Below are 19,167 nucleotides of genomic sequence, written 5' to 3' on the forward strand. Positions count from 1 at the left end.
GTTCCGTACAGATCATTCACTTCGAGTCATAATTGAGTACGAAAGGCAATTCAGGCTCGACACGACACGACCACGAGAGGCCATCATGTCCCAGTCAACACTCCCTGTCCGCTCCACTGACCCGGAGACCTCCTACGCCGCCGCCGTGAAGGCCGCGCTCGGCGCATCCCGCGTCCGTCCCATCGTGCTCGACATCGTCCGCGAGAAGGGCCCGCTCACCCACGACGAGCTCATCGCCGCTTACCACGACCGCGTCGTCACCAGCCTCGGCGAGGTGCCGCGCTCCTCGGACTCCGTCATCCGCACCCGGCTCAAGGAGCTCGCCCACCAGGGCCTGGTGACCGTCGCCGACATCGACGGCTTCTCCAACTACGGCAATGCGGCCAAGCGCTGGGTCGTAGTCGACCCTGACGACCCGAGCTTCGTCTACGACCCGGACGCCATCGCTGCCTACATCGACGACGAGGACATCGTCGGCTTCGGGCACTTCCTTGACGGCGACGCCTCCGACGCTGCCGGGACCGACGAGGACTGAGGCCCCATGCCGAGGAAGAAGAACCAGCGGGAGAAGGCCGTCGAGCAGTACCTGCTCACGCAGTGCCGCCGGCACGGTCTGTTCTGCCTGAAGTTCGTGTCCCCGGCCCGCGGGGGCGTCCCCGACCGAATCGTCCTCACGCCCACCGGCACGGTCTTCGTCGAGGTCAAGCGACCCGGCGGAGACCTCGAGAAGCGCCAGCGCGTCATGCACGCCAAGATGCGCCGTTTCGGTGCCGAGATCCACGTCGTGGATGACGAGCAGGCCGTCGACGCCTTCATCACCCACGTGCTCGGTTACCGCCGGATCGAGAGCCAGCAGAAAGCAGCATCATGACCGCAACAGCCACGGCCGCGGGCCCGGAGACAGCCGCCCGCGACTACGAAACGAAAGACTCGGGATCACGCAGGGTCACCGCCTCCGGCATGCAGCGCGAGGTGAAGACAGGCCAGCCCCGCTTCGACCTGCTCGTACCGCTTCAGGTGCCCTACCAGGACCAGCTGCTCACAAGGACGGCCGCGCTCGTGGAGCGTGGAGCGCGCAAGTACGACTCGCGCGACTGGGAGCAGGCCAGCACTGCCGCAGAGATGGAGGAGTTCCGCGCCAGCGCCTTCCGCCACTTCATGCAGTGGATGTGCGGCGAAGACGATGAGGACCACGCGGCTGCCGTGGTGTTCAACCTCCTGGCCGCGGAAAGCACCCGGACGGTGATCGCCCGCGGTGACGCCGGAACCCCGGAGGCCGCCCGATGAGCGGCCGCGTCACCAAGGGCAACGGCCAGGCCACCTCGGCCTTCCGCCAGCTCACCCGGGCCGACCTGGGCACCTTCGATCGCGAGGCCACGGAGCTCGTGCTCGAAGCGATGCGGGCCGGCTGCGTTGGGCGTGTCTCGTCCCGGGGCCACGCCATCCTGCGCAACAATGCCGGCGGATCCGTCTCGGTGCCGCGCAACATGACCTCACCCAACCGCACGGCGCAGAACGCCCGTGCCGACATGAAACGGCTGCTCGGCGGGCACCGGGCCGATCATGCAGTATCCGCCGCAGACCGCAGGCCACGCGGGAAACGGCAGATGACCGTCGCGGTGGCCTTCGTGGAGCACCCAGCCGCCTTCTCCCGCTGGTTCGACGCCCAGCCCGAGGGCCTGCCTGCGGACCAGCTCATCGAGGTCTCGTTCGACGGGGCCGGGGAGCCGGCCTTCCAGGCCGTGCCCGTCGACGCGCCCGCACAGCCCGATGCACCGGAACAAGACCAGCCGGAGCCCGCGACGGCCCGGCCCACCCGCCGCCGGGGACACCTGATGATCGCGCCCGAGCCCGGGCAGGAAGCAGAGGACGACATGACCGCCGAGGCCAAGGAAGATTTGCCGTTTGCGACGCCCATACCCGATGCGGCCGTCGGGGATGCCTCTGCCGAAGCGGTGCTTGAGCGCGTACGCACCGCGCTGGGTGAGGACCCGCGTGTCACCGCCCTGCAGCGCAGGATCGTCGGGCTGGAGGCAGAGCTCGCCGCCCAGACACGCCGGGCCGATGACGCCGAGGTCCGCCTGGGCCTTATACGCGAGGCATTCCATGCCTGATCCCGACTGCCGACAACCCACGAGAGGAGGCCGCACACCATGACCACGACCATCGCACCACCGCAGCCGTCACCCGCGCCCATCGTGCTCAAGCCCTACCAGCAGCAGATCCACGACTTCCTCGTCAGCCGCCCCTTCGCCGGAGCCTGGCTTGGTGTCGGAGCCGGGAAGACGCTTTCGACCCTCAGCGTCCTGCAGACAGTCCGGCCGATGGGCCACATCCTCGTCGTCGCACCGATCGCGATCGCTCGCTCGACCTGGCTCGACGAGATCGACAAATGGGGATTCCCGATCCGAACCAAGTCGCTCATCGTCAACGAGAACGACCGGAAGCTGCCCAAGGAGAAGCGACTGGAACGCTTTCGGGAAGTCTTCTCCGACCCGCCGACGATGTACTTCGTCAACCAGGAGTTGCTGACCCAGCCCTCCCAGGGTGCGCGTCTGCTCCAGCTGACCGGCGACCCTACCGGCGATGCCATCGCCGCCGGGATCTCACCGGAGGCCGTGCGGCTGCGCGGGCTCATCGAGACGATCGGACCAATGGCCCAGGAGCAGCTGATCGGACACTTCCTGCAGCTGGCTGCCGGGCAGTCCGGAACCAAAGCCCCCACCAAGACCGCGGTCAAGGAGGCGATCAGCGAGCTCGTCACCCGCGGCGCGCTGGAGCGCGAGAGCCGCGACTGTCGCAGCTGCGGCGGCGACGGCTGCGCGCAGTGCCGCTACGGCCTGGTCGACCAGATGCCGATCCAGTCCATCAACGGACAGGACACCCTCATCTGGCCGTTTCAGACGGTGATCATCGACGAGTCGCAGGGCTTCAAGTCCCACAGCAGCGCCCGGTTCAAGGCCTTGAAGGCGGTCCGCCCGGCCATCACGCGGCTCATCGAGCTGACCGGCACGCCGAGCCCGAACGGGCTGCACGACTTGTGGAGCCAGATCTACCTGCTCGACCAGGGCGAGGCCCTGGGCCGGACCATCACGGAGTTCCGCAACCGGTGGTTCATCCCGAAGATGGTGCCTGGCACCACCACCCCGGCGAAGTGGATCCCGACCCCGAACGCCGAGGCCGAGATCCATGAGGCCATCAGGCACCTGGTGATGAGCGCGCAGAACACCAACCTCAACCTGCCGGGCCTGACGATCCAGGACGCCAACGTCACCCTCCCGCCGGACCTCATGCAGGCCTACAAGGAGTTCAGGCGCGACCTCGTGCTCGACGTCGTGAAGACCTACCAGGACGAGGACGGAAAGCTCACCCAGAGCGTTGAGTCGATCGTCGCCGAGAACCAGGCGGTCCTCACCAGCAAACTGATGCAGTTCGCCTCGGGGACGCTCTACACGGCCGACCCGGAGGACCCGGCGACCAAGGGCCAGTACGAGGTTATCCACGACAAGAAGCTCGAAATGGCCGAGTACCTGGTGCGCAACAGCGGGGGAGACCCCGTGCTGGTCGCGTACCACTTCCGCTCTGACCTGGAGCAGCTGATGGCGCGCTTCAAGAAGGCGGGCATCGACGCGCAGGTCTTTGACGGCTCGCGGGAGATGGTCCGCCGGTGGAACGCCAAGCAGATCCAGGTGATGCTGCTGCACCCCGCGGCGGCCGGCCACGGCCTGAACCTGCAGGACGGCGGCTCGACGATGATCTGGTACACGCTGCCGTTCTCGCTCGAGCACTACCTGCAGACCAACGGCCGTCTCTACCGCACGGGGCAGACCAAGCCCGTGGTGATCCACCGGATTATCACCAAGGGCACTCAGGACGAGCGGATGCCCGGAGTCCTGGCAGAGAAGCAGCAGGTCCAGGACGACCTCATCTCGGCTGTGTCCGGCGAGGAGGCGATCCTCGTCGCCCTCGAGGAGGAGATCCAGGACGACCTCAACGACCTGTGGGTCTCCGAACGGGTCTGACCAACCCATTCCGACGCCGCGGAGCGCCAGCCACACGCCGGCGCTCCGCGGCGCACCACCCCGACCCCAGTGCCACCCGGCCCGAGGAGGACTGATCCATGAATGACCCGAAGCACCAGGCCTGGCCCGACGGAGCGCGCGTGCGCTTCACCGCCGAGGCCAGGGAAGCCATGCAGGCGCGGCCCGGAACGAAGCCGCTGCGCGCACCGGCCCTCGGGCCGAACACGGACTACACGATCGACAACACCGACGACGGCCTGCACGACGTCGTGCTGCGCGAGACCGGGGAACGCTACGGCGTGCTCTGGCTCCAGAGCGCAGAGCACGAACCCGTCGACCCCGACGTCGCGCTGCTCGAGGAGCTCTTCGACCGCGAGCTGCCGGCCAGCTTCGACCCCGCCCGGGGGACAAGGAGCGTCACTCGCCATCACGGAGCAGGGATGGCCACAGCCGGAGCCCGGCCCGCCACGACCGTAGTTCCGCGCGGCAACTGGATGCAGACCTACACGGGTCGCCGGTTCTACCCGCTGGACCCGCGGCCCGAGGACGTGGACATCGCCGACATCGCACACGCGCTGTCCATGCAGTGCCGCTACAACGGCCACGTCCGCCGGTTCATGTCCGTCGCCGAGCACTGCGTACTCCTCTCGCGACTCGTCGCCCCGGAGCATGCGCTCTGGGCGTTGCTGCACGACGCGACAGAGGCATACGTGGGCGACATGGTCCGCCCGCTGAAGCTTCACATGCCGGAGTACCGGGCCGTCGAGGACGGCGTCATGGTCGCCATCGCCCAGAAGTTCAGCATCGACCCCGCCATGCCCGCCGAGGTGAAGCACGCCGACTCGCGGATCCTGCTCGACGAGCGCGCGGCGCTGCTGGGCGAGCCGGCGGGGGACTGGGAGGTTCCAGGTCAGCCCTTCGGGATCGAGATCCAGGCCTGGAGCCCGGATGCTGCCGAGCTCGAGTACCGCCTGCGCTTCGCCGAGCTGACTGGAGACCCGGCCGGTCTGCCCGTCGGGCTGTGCGGAGACCGGGAGGACCACCTGCCCCACACCCACCGCAGCGCCTCGCTTGGCGGGCTCTGGTGCTCCGCTGACCAGGACTCCCGCCTCCCCTGGGCCGCCGAACGTCGGCAGACCCAACCCGGAAACGCAGGAGAACAGCCCTATGGCTGAGACCAGGATGACCGGGACGGGACGCATCGCAGCTGGTTCATGACCGACCGGTGACCGGCACCCTGCGGGTGCTGGTCACCGGAGGGCACAGCGTCGGGGTCGGCAGGGCCGACCCGGGTGCCGGGGCAGTGATGCCGGGGGTCGGGTCCCGGCCCGGTCCCCCCTCATTGCCACGACACCACAACGAGAAGGAGCGAGTCCCATGGCTGAGCAGCCCATCTACCGGCTCCCGCCTGCGGGCTGGTCGGACTTCGGCGCACACATAGACCAGCCGGAGGTCCGCCTCGAGTTCTCGGCCGAGACCGGCGAGGACGGGATGCCGCTCTGGGAGCGGCCCATCGACATCCGTCACGACGACCAGGAGGTCTCGCCATGAAGGCGTACAGCACGCAGACCGAACGCACCTACGATTCCTGGGAGGACCTGGTGGCCGAGGAGGCCAACGGCTACGGCGTCGTGGTGATGATGCAGGCCAAGAGCCTGAAGTCCGCCAGCCCCCAGACCTACTCGCGCCTGATTGGGCCGTTCGACGACCAGAAGAAGGCCCGGAACAAGGCCGCAGCCGTTCGCCGCGCCTGGAAACGCGCCAAGGACCGCGACCCCCGTATCCAGCTGCTGGGCGTCTCGGTCGAGCCCATCTGGCCCGACCTGCGCTTCGGCACCAGGAACTGAGACCTAATTCCACAACCAGCGCCACGGGCGCGCTGTCGGGGCCGACGCTCCGCAGACCATCAACGACACGACCGACGAGGACATCCGCCATGACCATGACGACCACCGCCCGCCCCGCACCTCCACGCCTGCAGGACCCGCTCGACGCCGTGATGCGCAGCTGCCTGCGCGATGACGCAGTCTGGGCCGAGGTCACCACCACGCCGGCCGGCCTCAACCAAACCGAGCACTGGCTGAAGACCACCGCCTCAAGCATCGACCAGCAGCTCTCATTCCGCCAGGACGACGCCGAGATCTGGCGGCTGTCCCCGCTGGATCACAGCACACAGCTGATCGAGTTCCTCGAGTGGCGCAAGGGCGCGCTCTACCTCAAGAGCCTCTGCGAGAAGCGCCTCATCGACATCAAGCGCCTGCGGACCGCCGACGAGGAGCGCGCCGAGGAGATGAAGGTCCTGCTGGTCCGCCTGGCGCAAGCCGTCGTCGCCCACGAGGGCGAGCTGATCGGAGACGAGGACCTGTACGGAGCCCTCGACCGGATCTCGCTTCCCGGCGCGGACGCGCCGACCCTGCGGGAGTACCTCCAGTTCCGCGACGGCTCGAAGGACTGACCCAGACCACACGACCGCAGCCTCGCCGCGGCCGGGTCCCTGTGGGACGGCGTCGCGACGGGGCTCCTCGATCCCGGGCCAAGCGGCCCGGCGGAAAGAACCGCATGACGCCCCAGACCACCACGACCACCGCAGAAGAGCTCGTCCCTGAGATCGAGCAGACCCTGCTCGATTCGCGGGCGGACCGTGCCCTGCACGAACGCCGTGGGGTGCACGAGCACTCCGAGCAGACGGAGCTGAGCGACCACGAGCGCACCGTGATGCTCGACGTCACCCTGGCGCTGCTCATCCGGCATCGGCTGCCCATCGATGCCGACCGCGCCGCGAAGGCGGTGGCCGCCGCGCAGACCGCCGATGCCCGCACGTGGGCGGCTGGCTGCGCCCGCCACATCGCCCGCGTGGCGGAGGAGAAGAACCCATGAGCCGAAAGCGCAGGCAGCACTACTCCACCGAGGGCTTCCGGCCGTCGGCGAATCCCGAACAGGCGCACTGGATGCGGGAACTCCGCAAGTCCAGTGCGACGCAGCGGCACACCCCCAAGCCCCGCAAGGGCACCCGCCGCGAGCGGGAGCGACAGGCGATCCGCGACCAGCAGCGACACCGAGGAGACCACCCATGACCGACAACAACCGAGGGCCCGCAACCGGAATCGCGCTCGACGCAGAGTCACTGCGCGCCGAGCTGCGGGAGGCCCCGGAGGCCCACGGCCTCGATCCGGAGCAGGCGGCGGAGATCGCAGCGCTCCCGGACGGACAGATCAACAGCTGGATACACGAGCTCGCCGCGCGCGACGACGCCTTCTGGGCGCTTTACGACGGGCTCCGCCGGCGCACCATCGCCCATCTCGCCGAGATGCACAGCACAGCCAAGGACGTGAAGCCGTGAACGCGCCCCTGCCCGACTGGTGGGTCGACGCGACGCCGGACGGCAAGCGCGCCAAGCACCCCGGCAAGCACGAGGTCTACGTCTACGGCCAGCAGCGCGCAGACGGCATGGCGTGCATCGGGTGCAGCTGGCAGCACAGCACGGTCATGTCGACACCAGCAGCCATCGCCCGGCACGACGCCGACCAACACCTCGAGCACGACCACGGGCTCTGGGTGCCCATCGATCGCGGCCCCCTCGCGGCGGGTGCCCGTGCGGGAAGCCCGGGCTGTACGCCGACTCAGTGCTGCGGACCAAGGTCCGCGCAGTCCTCCAGCAGGCGCAGCCGTGGAGCCCGACACCGGACCAGCTGGCGGACCTGCTCGTCGGCGCGCTCGTGCCCGACCACGGCATCCTCGTGGCCTTTACAGCCGAGCAGCAGACCGAGTCCGACTGGGAGCTGGGCTACAGCGCCTCGTACACCGACCTCGCTGCCCCCGAAGTGCTCGGCCACCGCCTGAGCGAGCGGGAGCTCGCCGAGCTGTACTTCCAGATCGAGGCCATGGGTGGACTCGGCGAGTCCGAGGCCTACCGCGACCTGGACAAGGCCGTCGAGCGCCTCGGCGAGGAACCCGCCCGGCAGCTGCGCGAGCGTGTGGCCCAGCCCGGGCTGTTCGACCTGGAGCCCGACGTCTGAGAGCCAGGGCCTCCACACCACAACGACCCCAGCAGGGGAGAGAAGGAAACCAAGTCCCATGACCCCCACCACGATCGGCGACCTGCCCCGGACCGCCCACACCGCGCCGAAAATCACCATCTACGGGCCGGCGGAGTGCCCCAACTGCGACAAGGCCAAGAGCCTGTTCGATCGGCAGCAGCCCGCGATGCAGTACACCAAAATCGACATCGAGCAGGGCGATGAAAACCACCGCCACATCACCGAAGACCTCGGATACGCCCAGGCACCCGTGATCGTCGTCAAGCTGGCCTCCGGCCGCACTGTCCACTGGGGCGGGCACCGCCAGGACATGCTCACCGCCCTCGTCCGGCTGTGCACCAAGGGCATCGTCCCGGAGGACCGGAAGGCGGCGTCCTGATGGCAGCGGCGCAGCAGCGCCTCGGCCTCAGCATCACCGCCCGGCAGGCCGACATCCTGCTCGACACGCTCGTCGACAAATCCGTCGAGACGGACCACTACCTGCTGTCCTATCCCAAGGACGAGCCCGACAAGACCGACACCTGCTGCGACGCGCACCTGGCCCGGTTCGAGCAGCGCGCACTCCAGCGCAAGGCGCTGCTCGAACGGAAATCAGAGGTACAGCACCTCATCGCGCTCATCGAGGCGATCCGGCCGGCGTTCGAGGCCTCCGGGTCCTCCCCGGTAAGCACCACGGCCGTGGACCTGTCCGGCGTGACGCTCGTCTACCGGGACACGGCAGGCAAGACGCACGAGCAGCCGCTGGCCGACATCGGATCCGCCGGGACCCTCATCGACCCCGACAGCGGAGACGACCTCGAGCTCATCGCCGCGCTGGTCGCAGCAGACCCCACCCGAACCAAAACCCAGGGAGCAACCCCATGAGCCTGCACATCGACAGCCTTGCCGACCTCATCCGCGGAGCTGTGTCCGGCGGCGACACCACCCGGGAAGACTTCGAGCGTGCGCTCGACCAGGTCTTCCCCCGGGATCAGCTCGACCCGTTTGAGGGCACCGGCAGCGAGGAGTACCTCGTCGGATGGACGATCGACCAGGATGCTGCATCGCCCGCTGAGGCCGCCAGCAAGGTCTGGCGGGAGGTCTTCCAGCGCGGACCATGGCAGCCCAGTGCTGACGAGGGCTGCGTCTTCACGATCTCTCGTGGGGGCCAGCGTGTCGAGATTGACCTCAGCGACGAACACTTCGCGCACCTTTTCAGTGACTAAAAGGAACAGCGGGAGCAGCGCGCGGCGCAGCCGCCCCGGAGTACAGGACGGAAGCCTCGCGCACAGAGCCCCGGAGGAATGGGATCCTCCGGGGCTCTGTGCCCGCACACCCCGAGAACGAAGTACCGACACACGCACGACAACTTCTAGGAGGAGCCACGGTGCACGCACAGCAGAACACCCGCCTCCCGGCCGCACCGTCATGAGCGGCGAGGACCCCGACGAGAAGTGGCGCAGGGATGCCCTGTGCGCAGAAACAGACCCCGACGCGTTTTTCCCGGAGAAGGGCGGCAACACCACCGACGCCAAGAAGGTCTGTGCCCAGTGCGGGGTGCGCGCACAGTGCCTGGATTACGCGTTGAGCGCCGACGAGCGCTTCGGCATCTGGGGCGGACTCAGCACCGCCGAACGCGACCGCCTTATCAAGACTTCACCGGTGGCACACCGTAGCGCCGCCCAGGCGCAAAAGCAGGAACGCGACACCCTCATCGTCGCGATGGCCGGCAGAGGGATCGACCCCCGGACCATCGCCGACATGGCCGAGGTCACCGACCGCACCGTCTACCGGGTGCTCGCCCGGCACAAGGAGCGGGAGGACGCCGTCTCCGCCTGAGCGCAGCACCGTCAATTGAAAGGACCGCCATGCCACTGTTCCCGCGCCGCTTGAGGCAGCAGAACATGCTGCCCGGGGACGCCTATCCCCCTGAACGGACTACAGGCGCGCCCATGCCGGCCAGGAAACGCGCCGCCATTGACCGCAAGCTCCGCCGGATGGTGAAACAGCATCGGCTCCCGGCCGAGCCGGGAGAGTACCTCGACACAACGGGCGACCGCTGGACGCTCGACGCCCAAGGCGGCTGGACCGACGCCGGCGGCGTACACCGCGACGCCCGGTACGCGCCGATCATCGCCTTGTTCGTCCACAACTCCGGCCCGTTCACGCGCATCGAGAGCTGATGGCCACCCCCGCCGCAAAAGGAGCAATCATGCACCCCCGCATCGAAGACAGCCACCTCGACCCCGGACTCCTGCCGACCGTCAATCCACAGCAGCGCACCGACACCCAGCTCGTCGAGCCGGTGCTCCGGGCCATCCACGCCGCCGTCGCGGACTGCAGCGTGACCGCCGCCCAGGTCTTCGCCGGCCGGATCCACACGCGCAAGAACGAGGAGTGCACGACAGCGTTCGGCCGGCCGCCCAGCGTCGGTCACGCATCTGACGGTGACGACTTCTACTTGCAGATCGGCGTCCGGGTGCCCTCGTACGCAGCCGCACCGGTGCTCAAAGCGATTCACGCCGTCGAGGCCATGTCGGACGCGCAGGCGCTGCGCGAGGCGCGTGCCCGGCTCGCCGAGGCCAGGGCGCGCACCGCCGCGGCACAGAGCGAAGAAGCCCGGGTCGAGGCCGAGATCGCCCGCCTCGAACCAAACAAGGAGTAGACCATGAGTGCCATCCAACCCCTGGCCGCCCGCATGCGGCCCACCTCCCTCGACCAGATCGTGGGCCAGGAGCACCTGGTCTTTCCCGGCTCGCCGCTCGAGCTGCTCGCCCAGGGCGAGGGTGCGACCTCGGTCCTGCTCTGGGGTCCGCCCGGCGTCGGCAAGACCACCATCGCCTCGGTGATCGCCCGCCAGACCAGCCGCCGCTTCGTCGAGCTCTCTGCGACCAGCGCCGGCGTAGCCGATGTCCGCAAAACGCTCGCCGGAGCCCAGAAGGCCCTCGACGACGACCTCCAGACGTTCGTGTTCATTGACGAGATCCACCGCTTCTCCAAGGCGCAGCAGGACGTCCTCCTGCCCGCCGTGGAGGCCGGGGTCATCTCGCTCATCGGCGCGACCACCGAGAACCCGAGCTTCTCGGTCAACTCGGCACTGGTCTCGCGCTCAATCCTGCTGGTCCTACGCCCTGTGGAGGACGGCGAGGTCGTGAACCTGCTCTCGCGTGCCCTAGAGGAGGACCCGGTCCTCTCAGCCACCGGGATCGGGTTCGCCGACCCCGCGCTGCAGATCATTGCAGGGCTGTCCAGCGGCGACGTCCGCCAGGCGCTGAACCGGCTGGAGACCGCTGTCGCAACTGCGCAGGCCGCAGGCAAGAGCGTCGTCGACCGCGAGGTGCTGGAGCAGGTCACCGGCGCTGCGCTGCAGCGTTACGACCGCGATGGCGACCAGCACTACGACGTCGTCAGCGCATTCATCAAGAGCATGAGAGGCAGCGACCCGGATGCGGCCCTGCACTGGCTGGCCCGGATGATCGAGGCGGGGGAGGACCCGAGGTTCATCGCACGGCGCTTGGTGGTGCACGCCTCCGAGGACGTCGGCATGGCCGACCCCTCGGTGCTGGGCATCGCAGTGGCCGCCGCCCAGGCCGTCCAGCTGATCGGTATGCCCGAGGCGCGGCTCAACCTCGCTCAGGCAACGGTCGCAATCGCCACGGCCCCCAAGTCGCCGGCCGTCATCCGCGGCATCGACCAAGCGCTGGAAGACGTCCGGCGCGGCCGGACCGGGAGCGTGCCAGTGCACCTGCGCGACGCGCACTACCCGGGCGCGAAGGGCCTCGGGCACGGAGAAGGCTACTTCTACCCTCACGACTTCGAACACGGAGTTGTCTTGCAGCAATACCTACCCGATGCCGTCCGCGGCACACAGTATTACCGTCCTACCGGCAATGGCTTCGAACAAACCATCGCCAGACGGTTGGCTGCGATCGATCAGATGACCGTGGAGGACAGGAACCCCCTCGACTAGATCGCGGACCAGAGGTAGAACCGTGGCCGCATCATCCTGGATCGTCGCTGCATGGAAAATCACCAGCAAAGTCGTCGGCTTCCACAAGACCTACGAGAGGGGATGAGCATGATCAACGACAACACTGAACGCGCGAGGCAGACCCCGGAGTCCGACAAGCCCAGGACTGTGGACGACCGACTCTCAGCAGATCTTGGTATCGACGTCGCCGCCGTCGAAGCGCAGGCACGGTTGCATCTCGACCTGCTGCGCATGCAGCGCCGCGAGCCCGGCGAACTAGGCTACGTGCTCATCGACCGGGAGTTCCATCCCCGCACAGCTGTCGTCTTCGCATCTCCCACAGAAGCCCGCAGCGCGCTGGAAGGCCACCCTTTGATCGATGCCCTCTGTGAGGAGGACAGCGTCGATGCACGGGTCCCGGATCCGGCCGTTCTCTCCGACCTCGCCTCCCGCGAAGTCATTTTGCCCTGATCGCACGGAATCGCGAAGGAATGGAAACATGACCAACACCGGTATCTTCACCCAATCAGCAACTTCAGTCCTGCAGGACGTCGAAGAGTTCTACTTCGGTGGCGCGCTTCCCTGGTACCACGGGAGCAAGCTGACAGAGGACGGCTTGCACGTGAGCATCACACTTGACGATCCAGAGTCTGATGACGAGTCCAAGACCAAGGACTACGAGCTGTCGGCCGCCCAAATCAAGGAAGCCTTTCGAAAGGCCAAGCAGAAGGGGTACCACCTCTGCTGCTCTGCCGCCATCGAGTCCGAACAGCTCGGATTCGGCTGCGTCCAAGACCTTGACATCATCCTTCAGACCGCTTGCTACGGCGAGCTGGTCTTCGGCTGACGCCGCACCGGCTCGACTTCACCAGTGGAACTACTTCCACTAGGATGCAATCTCAGAGCTACCCAGTGGACACGGACCCCAGCACAGCCGTCCTTGCTCCTTCGTGAAACCACCCTGCTCACCCTCACTTCGCCGACCTCGACCGATAGGCTCCGATCACATGAACGACCAGGAAGTGCGCCGCGGCGCAGGTATCTACAGCAAGCCGGTGCTGGGCTTCTACGACCTGCTCGTCGTGAAGTTCTCCAATTCGCTGGCCTGGCGATGCCCCAGCCAGCTCATGCTAGACCAGTACAACCGTTGCATCGGCACCCGCCATCTCGATGTCGGTCCCGGCACTGGTTGGTACCTCGCCAATGCCGACCTCCCCGAATCTGCTGAGATCACACTCATGGACCTCAACGAAAACAGCGTGGAGCACGCAGCGTCCAGACTCGCCCACACCCACGTAAGCACCAGAGGTGTGACCGCGAACGTCCTCGAACCGATCCCCGAGGCTCTCGGCCAATTCGATTCCATCGCGGCGAACTACGTCTTCCACTGCGTTCCCGGCTCCTGGGCGGACAAGGGCGTAGCTTTCAAACACCTAGGGGAGCGGCTCGCTGCTGACGGTGTGCTGTTCGGCAGTACCATCCTGGGCAGTGGCGTGAGCCACAACCTCATCGGCCGCGGCTTCATGGCCCTGTACAACCGCCTGGGCATCTTTCACAACCGCGAAGACGACGCCGCAGGACTTGAGGCTGCACTGCGGCGAAGCTTCGACCAAGTGAAGGTCGACGTCATCGGTACCGTGGCGGTGTTCAGTGCACGAAACCCGTTGCGAAACGGCGGGGCAGGTGGACTCGACTAAAAGTCGAGCCTGATGACTGCATCCCGCCCTTCAGCCCCAGACCTGACTCCGGTGGCGGTGATGCGCACATTCTGCACGGAACCGTCGACCCGGCGAAGCGCCAGACCCATCGATTGAGAACGAGCGGTATCCCTCGCCGCAGCCGCGATGAACCTGTGCAACTCACCTGAAGCGTCAATGGCAAATTCACCAAGGCCGCCGACATACCCGAAGTCTTCCCGACGCCACGATGGCGACGTCATAAGAACATCCAGCGTTGCAGAGTCGACGACGGCCATCGGTTCCTTGGCCAGGGCCATGACTCCGCGAAGCACGTCGTCCACGCGCCCCGCATTGGCGTCTTGCTCGAAGGCCATATCGTGAAAAGTCTCCGGGGCCTCGTAACTGAAGCCCTGCAGATAGATCTTGTCGTGATCGGGCTCGATCGGCGGAATCACGCCGACCAGGCGCATGTGCCGACGGTCCTGTGAAGCCGTGCCGTAACCTGTGACGATGTTGTAGGTCAGGCACCGGACCTTGCCCGTTACGCCCATCAGCCCGTCCTGGATGCCGTCGCGGATGAGGCTGTTCACGCGCATCCGGTCGGACTGGTCGATGAGCTCGCTCGCCCATTCCCCGGCTTCCCAATAGCCACTGCGCTGCTGGGCGACGCTTGTGTCGACGTCATAGATACGAAACAGGTTCCGGTCCCAGTACGTGCGCCGGCGCAGTGTTGGTTGACCGTCGGCGTCACGCTCGATCTCCCATTCCCAGCCACCGACCAGCGGTAGTTCCGGAAGCGGATCAGCCGCTTTGGCCACGCCGGCGAGGACACCGATCACCGTGGAGGTACGTGGAGAGAAGACGGGCCGTACCTCAACTGCCCACTGCTCGTCCGCATGGGGGACTGTCTCGGAAATTACATTGCCACTGCGCATCACCTGGGCGATGCGGTTCTCATCAAGTAGAAGACGCCTGGGAATTGCACGCGTGGGCTTCCGAGCGGAGACCGGACCACAGGGCTTATCGTCCACCAGAACCAGCTGCTTGCCGTCGCTTCCGCAGAAAAGGCCCCAGGAACCTACATCCAGCTGGACCTGCATGATCAAATACCGCCTGAGACCTGCACAGTGGCCCCCGACATGTAGGTATTCTCCGCGGTGTGAATGATCGCCGAAGCGACTTCATCTGCCGTCCCGAACCGACCCAGCGGGATTCCTTCCAGCATTGCCATCCGTGCCTCCTCAGCAACATCAGCCATCATGTCCGTATCAGTTGCGCCGGGAGCAACAACGTTCACCCGGATGTTCCGGGCTGCGTACTCCCTGGCCATCGATCGTGCAAACGCTTCCAATGCCCCCTTGGAGGCAGTGTAATTGCACTGGCCGACAACGCCGTACTTCACGGACATGGATGAAACCAGCACGATCGATCCGCCGCGCTGCCGCAGCATCGGCCCCAGGGCCGCCTTGCAGGCCAGCATCGGCCCGATCGCATTGACCTGCATGACCTCGCTCAGGTCCTCCTCGCTCATCCGCATGAGCAGCTTGTCGCGGGTGATCCCTGCTGCGACGACGAGCACATCCAGACCACCCAGGTCGGCGGCAGCCGCCTTGACGCCAGCTGCGATCGAATTACCGTCACGCACATCCATCTCGAGGGGGAGCACCCCCTCGGGCACGGTCCCCCCGGTACGATGCGTACCCGCCGTCCGGTAGCCGGCGGAGAGCAGGGCTCGAGCCGTGGCCGCCCCGATCCCACGGGTTGCACCGATCACCAGGGCAGTTCTCCCCATGTCGCTCATTTTTTTCTTACCCTTCCAGGTTGTAAAGTTGTGACACGGAACTTTACTGGACTTGTACCCCTTCGTTGACAAACGACAGGCGGTGTCCGCTCTTCTCGCTATTTAGAGGAACGCTGATGCCTGCCTTCATTCCATCCGCTGCGACCGCCGATACGCCTCGGAACGGCCAGCCCCGTCACCCCCTGTTCGCCCGACTGATGCGCAAAGGCGCTGCCAAGATCGGTCCCACCAGCTGCACCCCGAAGCCCGCTCAGCTCGACCTCTTCGACTGGCCGAACGAGTTGAGCCTCGAAGCACTCGGGAAAGCCATCGCCTCAGCTTGCGGACTCGAGATCGTGATACGGCCCATCCCGGATGAGATGCGCCATCATGAGGTCAGCGGCCTCACTACTGTGATCGGACGAGTGGCCCACGTCTTCTACGACCCTGAGCTCCCGCCCCTCAACATTGAGCAGACAATCCTCCACGAGTTCGCCCATATCCTGCACGGCGACGTCCGGGCCGACACCGACTGCACCCATCTGCGCAGCATGTTCGACGATCCGGTGGAGAAGCGCGCCGAGACCACCGGCATGCGGCTGATGGATGCTCTGCACCGGAAGCGGCGGGCATCGGAAGAACGCAGCGAGGTCCTCGCCTTCCTGTCCGGATCAAACGAGGACGGTGAGATCTGATGACTGAGATCATCATTGTCGGTATCACCATGGGCCTGATCATCATCGTCTCTGCCCTGTATCAAGGACGCCGACGCCGGGTTAACCTTCTCAGGGTCACCTGTGCCGCCCTCTTCGTGGCCACGGTCTGCCGTGGCGTGGAGCCGCCCTTAGACGGACCTGCCGTCGACCTCCTCAAGCGCCTTGCCATCCTGACCGCCCAGGTATCCGTGGCGCTGCTCATCCTCACGTTCCGCGCGACTCCGCTTTCACGACGTGCAACCCGGTTCATCTACCTCTTCGCCGGGATCATCGCCCTGGGCGAGGCCGTGCTGGTGTGGTTCATCCCCGTCCATGCCGACGGCACCATCTACGACCGGGTCGACATCGACGCCGCCCTTGCCCGCGGCCAGGCCTGGGCACTGATCTCCTACAACTTCCTGTACCTCTCTGCATTCGCCGCGGCAACTGCCGTAGTTGCCGTCGGCTGTTGGCGGACCATGACGCAGAAGAACCAACCCTTCTCCGCCCGCCTTCCGGTTGCATTCGTCTTTACGGGGGCCATCGGATCTGCCCTGTTCATCGGCTCATCACTCCTGGACCTCTTTGGCAGTCCGGTCGTCGGCGGAACTGAACTGAGGACACAACTCCTCGTCACCGTTGTCAGCTTCTTCTTCCTGGGACTCGCAACAGGGGTCATCCGCCGCATCAGCATAGAAACGCAGGTGAGGCTCGCGCTCCGCCTCGCGCACGAGGTCGTCGTACCTCTGTGGCGAACGACCACCACTCTTCACCCCGACGTAAAGCTTCCGCCCGAAGACAGGCAGGGGTTCGATCAGCTGATGACGCTCTCAAGGCTCACCATCGAAACCCACGACGCGCTCAGACTCATCCGCGAGGACCACGACCCCGCACTGGAACCCCTGCACAGGCAGCACCCCGAGGATCCGCACCTGTCGGCGGGGCTGGTGCGCCATCTCAGCGGCGAGAACGCCGTTCCCAGCCTCGGGTGGTTCACACTCGCCCTGAGCCGGCTCCGCACGCTCAAGCTGAAAGACGACGAAACCCTGGCCGCCTCTGTGCAGAGCCTCTACGAAATCCGTGTTGCGATGAGTGCCATGAATGGGGCGGACGGGCGATGACCGGGAACGGGACGAATATCCGCATCCCCGCGGCCGGCGATCCTGCGACCCGGGCCGCCCGGATCCTCAGTGACGTGTTCGCGCCCGCTGTGTCCGTGTTCCTCATCTGCGTCCTCTGCGGCGTCACAGGCCACCCGCATACATGGGTTGGTCTCGGATGGGGCATCCTGATCGGCTCTTTCTGCGCAGTGATCCCGACAGCAACCATCCATGTCGCCGTGCGGCGCGAGCAGCTCACCGATCGACACGTCACCCGGCGCGATCAGCGCTGGTGGGTCTTCCTGGTTTGCGTGGCGTCTGTGCTTGGAGGCATGGCAACGGCGGTGCTGCTGGACGCACCGCGCCCGCTGCTGTGGATCCTGCCGACGATGGTCGCCGGGCTCGTCCTTGCCGGGGGAGTGACCCTCCTGGGACCAAAAGTCTCCATGCACGCGTTCTGCTTCACCTCCCTCGTCGTCCTCGCGGCGATGCGGCTCTCGCCCTGGTGGCTGCTTGCCCTCCCAACCCTGCTGCCCGTGGTCGCCTTCGCCCGGCTGAAGCTAAAGCACCACACACGCCTCGAGCTCGCACTCGGATCCGGCCTGGCGGCCGCCGTGATGCTCGGAGCCAGTGCGTACATGCCCACCGCCGGCTAGGACTGCCCGCCGCTCCGGCGCAGCGGGAAATGTGCCGATGCCACCGCATTGGAAGATCTTCCACTAGTATGAAGGTGTCGTCGCGTGCACCGTTCGCCTCGATGACTTCATGTCTGAAATCACGAGGAGGATCCAGCTCCGTGACCATCGCCCAGCGACTAGAACGCTTGTTCGCGGAGACGGCGGGACCACACGGTCGCCCCGTCACCCTGCAGGAAATCGTCCAGAGAATGGAGCAGCGCGGCATCTCCTCGATGTCGCTCAGCTACCTGCAGCAACTGCGCAAGGGGGAGGCCCACAATCCCCGCCTGCAGCACCTCCGAGCCCTGGCCGACGCCTTCGACGTCCCCCTGTCCTACTTCCTGGAGGAGAACGAGCCAGACAGCGCCACCGAGCAGGAGCTGACCCCGCAGGAGCGCACCATCGCCCTGCGTGTGCACGGGCTCAGCGACGGCGCACTGGCCAGCATCCGGGCCATTGTGGAACTGGCGCGCAAGAGCGAACAGCTCGACGACCCGCCCAAGAGCCCTGATTCCGCTCAAGACTGATCCCGCCGCGGGGTCCCACCACCCTGCGGACGTCTTCCTCGTGCCGGCGTTTGGTATTTGAGTGGAATCTTTTCCACTCCTGTGGCAGGATGGGAACCACAGCCCGGCGATTCCGTACATCGTGATGTCCCGCCGGACTAAGGTGATCACGCCCGTGAAGGAGCATCAGATGGTCGATATGCAGCCCCCCTCCGACGAGTTCCGCGGATTCGACGAGGCCCGGTCGATCATGTGGTGCTACGAAGTCCGCTCACGCATCTATGCCCGTCTGAGCGAGACGGACTTTCTCGCCAACGACGCCGTGGCCGCCGTGCATGTCGAGAACACCTCCCGCGCCGACCGCGTCTTTCTCACCGCCTTCGACCGCTCCGGCGGGCTGCTGTTCGGCGACACGCTTTACATCGACGACCCGACACGGCGGCTCGACGTCACACCCGAGTTCGACCACGACTTCACCGATATGACCGTCGCCGCTGGCTCCGAACTTGAGGAAGCCGTCGAACGCGAGAACGGCTGGGTGGTCAACCTGGATGCCCTGCGCGACTACGACCCGTTGGAGGACCGCCGGACCACGCAGCGCGCGGTGCTCCTGGCGCACCTCGGAGACATGATGGCCAGCGGCCAGGCCCGGGGTTTCCTGTTTGACAAGCACGACGCTGCCGAGGATCCCGGTGAGGCCGACACAGACGCCGCCTGAGCGC

The 19,167-nt window shown here is 66.4% G+C and carries 30 protein-coding genes; 28 read left to right on the forward strand and 2 right to left on the reverse strand.

Going from position 1 to position 19,167, the window contains the following annotated elements; all coding sequences use genetic code 11:
- Positions 1-85 precede the first annotated feature (85 nt).
- The 23 genes from QRN53_RS11385 to QRN53_RS11495 all read left to right on the forward strand — a co-directional run bounded on the left by QRN53_RS11385 (position 86) and on the right by QRN53_RS11495 (position 13,705).
- Positions 86-535 (forward strand): hypothetical protein, encoded by a 450-nt coding sequence (locus QRN53_RS11385; RefSeq protein WP_056387553.1) that lies wholly within the window; start codon positions 86-88, stop codon positions 533-535.
- A gap of 6 nt (positions 536-541) precedes the next feature.
- Positions 542-871: a VRR-NUC domain-containing protein gene (locus tag QRN53_RS11390; RefSeq protein ID WP_071416422.1), complete on the forward strand. Its 330-nt coding sequence runs from the start codon at positions 542-544 to the stop codon at positions 869-871.
- Positions 868-1,287, forward strand: coding sequence for a dATP/dGTP diphosphohydrolase domain-containing protein (locus QRN53_RS11395; protein ID WP_056387550.1), 420 nt, complete (start codon positions 868-870; stop codon positions 1,285-1,287). Before QRN53_RS11390 ends, QRN53_RS11395 begins: the two co-directional genes overlap by 4 nt.
- Positions 1,284-2,114 carry a hypothetical protein gene (locus QRN53_RS11400; protein WP_056387548.1) on the forward strand — a complete coding sequence of 277 codons (831 nt, stop codon included), beginning with the start codon at positions 1,284-1,286 and terminating at the stop codon, positions 2,112-2,114. Before QRN53_RS11395 ends, QRN53_RS11400 begins: the two co-directional genes overlap by 4 nt.
- Positions 2,115-2,153: 39 nt before the next feature.
- Positions 2,154-4,022, forward strand: a complete 1,869-nt coding sequence (locus QRN53_RS11405) for an SNF2-related protein (RefSeq protein ID WP_285244020.1) — start codon at positions 2,154-2,156, stop codon at positions 4,020-4,022.
- A gap of 98 nt (positions 4,023-4,120) precedes the next feature.
- Entirely contained in the window at positions 4,121-5,197 is a 1,077-nt protein-coding gene (locus QRN53_RS11410) for an HD domain-containing protein (protein WP_186447726.1), read from the forward strand.
- A 202-nt stretch (positions 5,198-5,399) separates the two neighbouring features.
- Positions 5,400-5,573, forward strand: a complete 174-nt coding sequence (locus QRN53_RS11415; protein ID WP_156400143.1) for a hypothetical protein — start codon at positions 5,400-5,402, stop codon at positions 5,571-5,573.
- A complete protein-coding gene (locus QRN53_RS11420) occupies positions 5,570-5,869 on the forward strand; it encodes a hypothetical protein (protein WP_056387543.1) in 300 nt (99 codons plus the stop codon). The genes QRN53_RS11415 and QRN53_RS11420 overlap by 4 nt, the downstream gene beginning before the upstream one ends.
- An 89-nt stretch (positions 5,870-5,958) precedes the next feature.
- Positions 5,959-6,477, forward strand: a complete 519-nt coding sequence (locus tag QRN53_RS11425) for a hypothetical protein (RefSeq protein WP_056387540.1) — start codon at positions 5,959-5,961, stop codon at positions 6,475-6,477.
- 104 nt (positions 6,478-6,581) lie between these two features.
- Entirely contained in the window at positions 6,582-6,899 is a 318-nt protein-coding gene (locus QRN53_RS11430; protein ID WP_056387538.1) for a hypothetical protein, read from the forward strand.
- Entirely contained in the window at positions 6,896-7,096 is a 201-nt protein-coding gene (locus tag QRN53_RS11435; protein WP_056387535.1) for a hypothetical protein, read from the forward strand. Before QRN53_RS11430 ends, QRN53_RS11435 begins: the two co-directional genes overlap by 4 nt.
- The gene (locus tag QRN53_RS11440) at positions 7,093-7,362 is read left to right on the forward strand and encodes a hypothetical protein (RefSeq protein ID WP_056387532.1); all 270 of its coding nucleotides are present in this window, start codon (positions 7,093-7,095) and stop codon (positions 7,360-7,362) included. The genes QRN53_RS11435 and QRN53_RS11440 overlap by 4 nt, the downstream gene beginning before the upstream one ends.
- 283 nt (positions 7,363-7,645) lie before the next feature.
- Entirely contained in the window at positions 7,646-8,038 is a 393-nt protein-coding gene (locus tag QRN53_RS11445; protein ID WP_056387529.1) for a hypothetical protein, read from the forward strand.
- Positions 8,039-8,096: 58 nt separating this feature from the next.
- The gene (locus QRN53_RS11450) at positions 8,097-8,438 is read left to right on the forward strand and encodes a glutaredoxin family protein (RefSeq protein ID WP_056387525.1); all 342 of its coding nucleotides are present in this window, start codon (positions 8,097-8,099) and stop codon (positions 8,436-8,438) included.
- A complete protein-coding gene (locus QRN53_RS11455; protein WP_056387522.1) occupies positions 8,438-8,923 on the forward strand; it encodes a hypothetical protein in 486 nt (161 codons plus the stop codon). Before QRN53_RS11450 ends, QRN53_RS11455 begins: the two co-directional genes overlap by 1 nt.
- Positions 8,920-9,264 carry a hypothetical protein gene (locus QRN53_RS11460; protein ID WP_056387519.1) on the forward strand — a complete coding sequence of 115 codons (345 nt, stop codon included), beginning with the start codon at positions 8,920-8,922 and terminating at the stop codon, positions 9,262-9,264. The genes QRN53_RS11455 and QRN53_RS11460 overlap by 4 nt, the downstream gene beginning before the upstream one ends.
- 202 nt (positions 9,265-9,466) lie before the next feature.
- The gene (locus QRN53_RS21780) at positions 9,467-9,877 is read left to right on the forward strand and encodes a WhiB family transcriptional regulator (RefSeq protein WP_142133561.1); all 411 of its coding nucleotides are present in this window, start codon (positions 9,467-9,469) and stop codon (positions 9,875-9,877) included.
- A gap of 29 nt (positions 9,878-9,906) precedes the next feature.
- Entirely contained in the window at positions 9,907-10,221 is a 315-nt protein-coding gene (locus tag QRN53_RS11470; protein WP_285244021.1) for a hypothetical protein, read from the forward strand.
- 29 nt (positions 10,222-10,250) lie between these two features.
- Complete coding sequence (locus tag QRN53_RS11475; protein WP_056387513.1) at positions 10,251-10,703, forward strand: hypothetical protein; 453 nt, start codon at positions 10,251-10,253, stop codon at positions 10,701-10,703.
- A 3-nt stretch (positions 10,704-10,706) separates the two neighbouring features.
- Positions 10,707-12,008: a replication-associated recombination protein A gene (locus QRN53_RS11480; RefSeq protein WP_056387510.1), complete on the forward strand. Its 1,302-nt coding sequence runs from the start codon at positions 10,707-10,709 to the stop codon at positions 12,006-12,008.
- A 108-nt stretch (positions 12,009-12,116) separates the two neighbouring features.
- Positions 12,117-12,479: a hypothetical protein gene (locus tag QRN53_RS11485; protein WP_056387508.1), complete on the forward strand. Its 363-nt coding sequence runs from the start codon at positions 12,117-12,119 to the stop codon at positions 12,477-12,479.
- 28 nt (positions 12,480-12,507) lie between these two features.
- Positions 12,508-12,855: a hypothetical protein gene (locus QRN53_RS11490; RefSeq protein ID WP_056387504.1), complete on the forward strand. Its 348-nt coding sequence runs from the start codon at positions 12,508-12,510 to the stop codon at positions 12,853-12,855.
- A 160-nt stretch (positions 12,856-13,015) separates the two neighbouring features.
- On the forward strand, positions 13,016-13,705 hold the full coding sequence (locus QRN53_RS11495; protein ID WP_056387501.1) for a class I SAM-dependent methyltransferase: 690 nt from the start codon (positions 13,016-13,018) through the stop codon (positions 13,703-13,705).
- Here QRN53_RS11495 and QRN53_RS11500 read toward each other — a convergent pair.
- Together QRN53_RS11500 and QRN53_RS11505 are read right to left on the reverse strand one after the other, a co-directional pair.
- Positions 13,702-14,787, reverse strand: coding sequence for a hypothetical protein (locus tag QRN53_RS11500; RefSeq protein WP_056387497.1), 1,086 nt, complete (start codon positions 14,785-14,787; stop codon positions 13,702-13,704). The genes QRN53_RS11495 and QRN53_RS11500 overlap by 4 nt on opposite strands.
- A 2-nt stretch (positions 14,788-14,789) precedes the next feature.
- Positions 14,790-15,488: an SDR family NAD(P)-dependent oxidoreductase gene (locus QRN53_RS11505; protein ID WP_056387495.1), complete on the reverse strand. Its 699-nt coding sequence runs from the start codon at positions 15,486-15,488 to the stop codon at positions 14,790-14,792.
- Between the two features lie 197 nt (positions 15,489-15,685).
- Between QRN53_RS11505 and QRN53_RS11510 the strand changes: the two genes are divergently transcribed.
- From QRN53_RS11510 to QRN53_RS11530, 5 genes are all read left to right on the forward strand, one after another.
- Complete coding sequence (locus tag QRN53_RS11510) at positions 15,686-16,162, forward strand: hypothetical protein (protein ID WP_144599824.1); 477 nt, start codon at positions 15,686-15,688, stop codon at positions 16,160-16,162.
- Positions 16,162-17,283, forward strand: a complete 1,122-nt coding sequence (locus QRN53_RS11515; protein WP_056387487.1) for a hypothetical protein — start codon at positions 16,162-16,164, stop codon at positions 17,281-17,283. The genes QRN53_RS11510 and QRN53_RS11515 overlap by 1 nt, the downstream gene beginning before the upstream one ends.
- Positions 17,280-17,918, forward strand: coding sequence for a hypothetical protein (locus tag QRN53_RS11520; protein ID WP_056387484.1), 639 nt, complete (start codon positions 17,280-17,282; stop codon positions 17,916-17,918). Before QRN53_RS11515 ends, QRN53_RS11520 begins: the two co-directional genes overlap by 4 nt.
- Before the next feature lie 140 nt (positions 17,919-18,058).
- Positions 18,059-18,466 carry a hypothetical protein gene (locus tag QRN53_RS11525; protein WP_142938874.1) on the forward strand — a complete coding sequence of 136 codons (408 nt, stop codon included), beginning with the start codon at positions 18,059-18,061 and terminating at the stop codon, positions 18,464-18,466.
- 169 nt (positions 18,467-18,635) lie between these two features.
- Positions 18,636-19,163 (forward strand): hypothetical protein, encoded by a 528-nt coding sequence (locus tag QRN53_RS11530; protein ID WP_285244022.1) that lies wholly within the window; start codon positions 18,636-18,638, stop codon positions 19,161-19,163.
- Positions 19,164-19,167 lie beyond the last annotated feature (4 nt).

Origin of the sequence: Pseudarthrobacter sp. fls2-241-R2A-127, assembly GCF_030209355.1 — a bacterium.
Taxonomy (GTDB): Bacteria; Actinomycetota; Actinomycetes; order Actinomycetales; family Micrococcaceae; genus Arthrobacter.

What these genes read in the sequence shown, in the direction of transcription:
- QRN53_RS11385 (WP_056387553.1), top strand. Translation starts at nt 86, where the DNA reads ATGTCCCAGTCAACACTCCCTGTCCGCTCCACTGACCCGGAGACCTCC.
- QRN53_RS11390 (WP_071416422.1), top strand. Translation starts at nt 542, where the DNA reads ATGCCGAGGAAGAAGAACCAGCGGGAGAAGGCCGTCGAGCAGTACCTG.
- QRN53_RS11395 (WP_056387550.1), top strand. Translation starts at nt 868, where the DNA reads ATGACCGCAACAGCCACGGCCGCGGGCCCGGAGACAGCCGCCCGCGAC.
- QRN53_RS11400 (WP_056387548.1), top strand. Translation starts at nt 1,284, where the DNA reads ATGAGCGGCCGCGTCACCAAGGGCAACGGCCAGGCCACCTCGGCCTTC.
- QRN53_RS11405 (WP_285244020.1), top strand. Translation starts at nt 2,154, where the DNA reads ATGACCACGACCATCGCACCACCGCAGCCGTCACCCGCGCCCATCGTG.
- QRN53_RS11410 (WP_186447726.1), top strand. Translation starts at nt 4,121, where the DNA reads ATGAATGACCCGAAGCACCAGGCCTGGCCCGACGGAGCGCGCGTGCGC.
- QRN53_RS11415 (WP_156400143.1), top strand. Translation starts at nt 5,400, where the DNA reads ATGGCTGAGCAGCCCATCTACCGGCTCCCGCCTGCGGGCTGGTCGGAC.
- QRN53_RS11420 (WP_056387543.1), top strand. Translation starts at nt 5,570, where the DNA reads ATGAAGGCGTACAGCACGCAGACCGAACGCACCTACGATTCCTGGGAG.
- QRN53_RS11425 (WP_056387540.1), top strand. Translation starts at nt 5,959, where the DNA reads ATGACCATGACGACCACCGCCCGCCCCGCACCTCCACGCCTGCAGGAC.
- QRN53_RS11430 (WP_056387538.1), top strand. Translation starts at nt 6,582, where the DNA reads ATGACGCCCCAGACCACCACGACCACCGCAGAAGAGCTCGTCCCTGAG.
- QRN53_RS11435 (WP_056387535.1), top strand. Translation starts at nt 6,896, where the DNA reads ATGAGCCGAAAGCGCAGGCAGCACTACTCCACCGAGGGCTTCCGGCCG.
- QRN53_RS11440 (WP_056387532.1), top strand. Translation starts at nt 7,093, where the DNA reads ATGACCGACAACAACCGAGGGCCCGCAACCGGAATCGCGCTCGACGCA.
- QRN53_RS11450 (WP_056387525.1), top strand. Translation starts at nt 8,097, where the DNA reads ATGACCCCCACCACGATCGGCGACCTGCCCCGGACCGCCCACACCGCG.
- QRN53_RS11455 (WP_056387522.1), top strand. Translation starts at nt 8,438, where the DNA reads ATGGCAGCGGCGCAGCAGCGCCTCGGCCTCAGCATCACCGCCCGGCAG.
- QRN53_RS11460 (WP_056387519.1), top strand. Translation starts at nt 8,920, where the DNA reads ATGAGCCTGCACATCGACAGCCTTGCCGACCTCATCCGCGGAGCTGTG.
- QRN53_RS21780 (WP_142133561.1), top strand. Translation starts at nt 9,467, where the DNA reads ATGAGCGGCGAGGACCCCGACGAGAAGTGGCGCAGGGATGCCCTGTGC.
- QRN53_RS11470 (WP_285244021.1), top strand. Translation starts at nt 9,907, where the DNA reads ATGCCACTGTTCCCGCGCCGCTTGAGGCAGCAGAACATGCTGCCCGGG.
- QRN53_RS11475 (WP_056387513.1), top strand. Translation starts at nt 10,251, where the DNA reads ATGCACCCCCGCATCGAAGACAGCCACCTCGACCCCGGACTCCTGCCG.
- QRN53_RS11480 (WP_056387510.1), top strand. Translation starts at nt 10,707, where the DNA reads ATGAGTGCCATCCAACCCCTGGCCGCCCGCATGCGGCCCACCTCCCTC.
- QRN53_RS11485 (WP_056387508.1), top strand. Translation starts at nt 12,117, where the DNA reads ATGATCAACGACAACACTGAACGCGCGAGGCAGACCCCGGAGTCCGAC.
- QRN53_RS11490 (WP_056387504.1), top strand. Translation starts at nt 12,508, where the DNA reads ATGACCAACACCGGTATCTTCACCCAATCAGCAACTTCAGTCCTGCAG.
- QRN53_RS11495 (WP_056387501.1), top strand. Translation starts at nt 13,016, where the DNA reads ATGAACGACCAGGAAGTGCGCCGCGGCGCAGGTATCTACAGCAAGCCG.
- QRN53_RS11500 (WP_056387497.1), bottom strand. Translation starts at nt 14,787, where the DNA reads ATGCAGGTCCAGCTGGATGTAGGTTCCTGGGGCCTTTTCTGCGGAAGC.
- QRN53_RS11505 (WP_056387495.1), bottom strand. Translation starts at nt 15,488, where the DNA reads ATGAGCGACATGGGGAGAACTGCCCTGGTGATCGGTGCAACCCGTGGG.
- QRN53_RS11510 (WP_144599824.1), top strand. Translation starts at nt 15,686, where the DNA reads ATGCGCAAAGGCGCTGCCAAGATCGGTCCCACCAGCTGCACCCCGAAG.
- QRN53_RS11515 (WP_056387487.1), top strand. Translation starts at nt 16,162, where the DNA reads ATGACTGAGATCATCATTGTCGGTATCACCATGGGCCTGATCATCATC.
- QRN53_RS11520 (WP_056387484.1), top strand. Translation starts at nt 17,280, where the DNA reads ATGACCGGGAACGGGACGAATATCCGCATCCCCGCGGCCGGCGATCCT.
- QRN53_RS11530 (WP_285244022.1), top strand. Translation starts at nt 18,636, where the DNA reads ATGGTCGATATGCAGCCCCCCTCCGACGAGTTCCGCGGATTCGACGAG.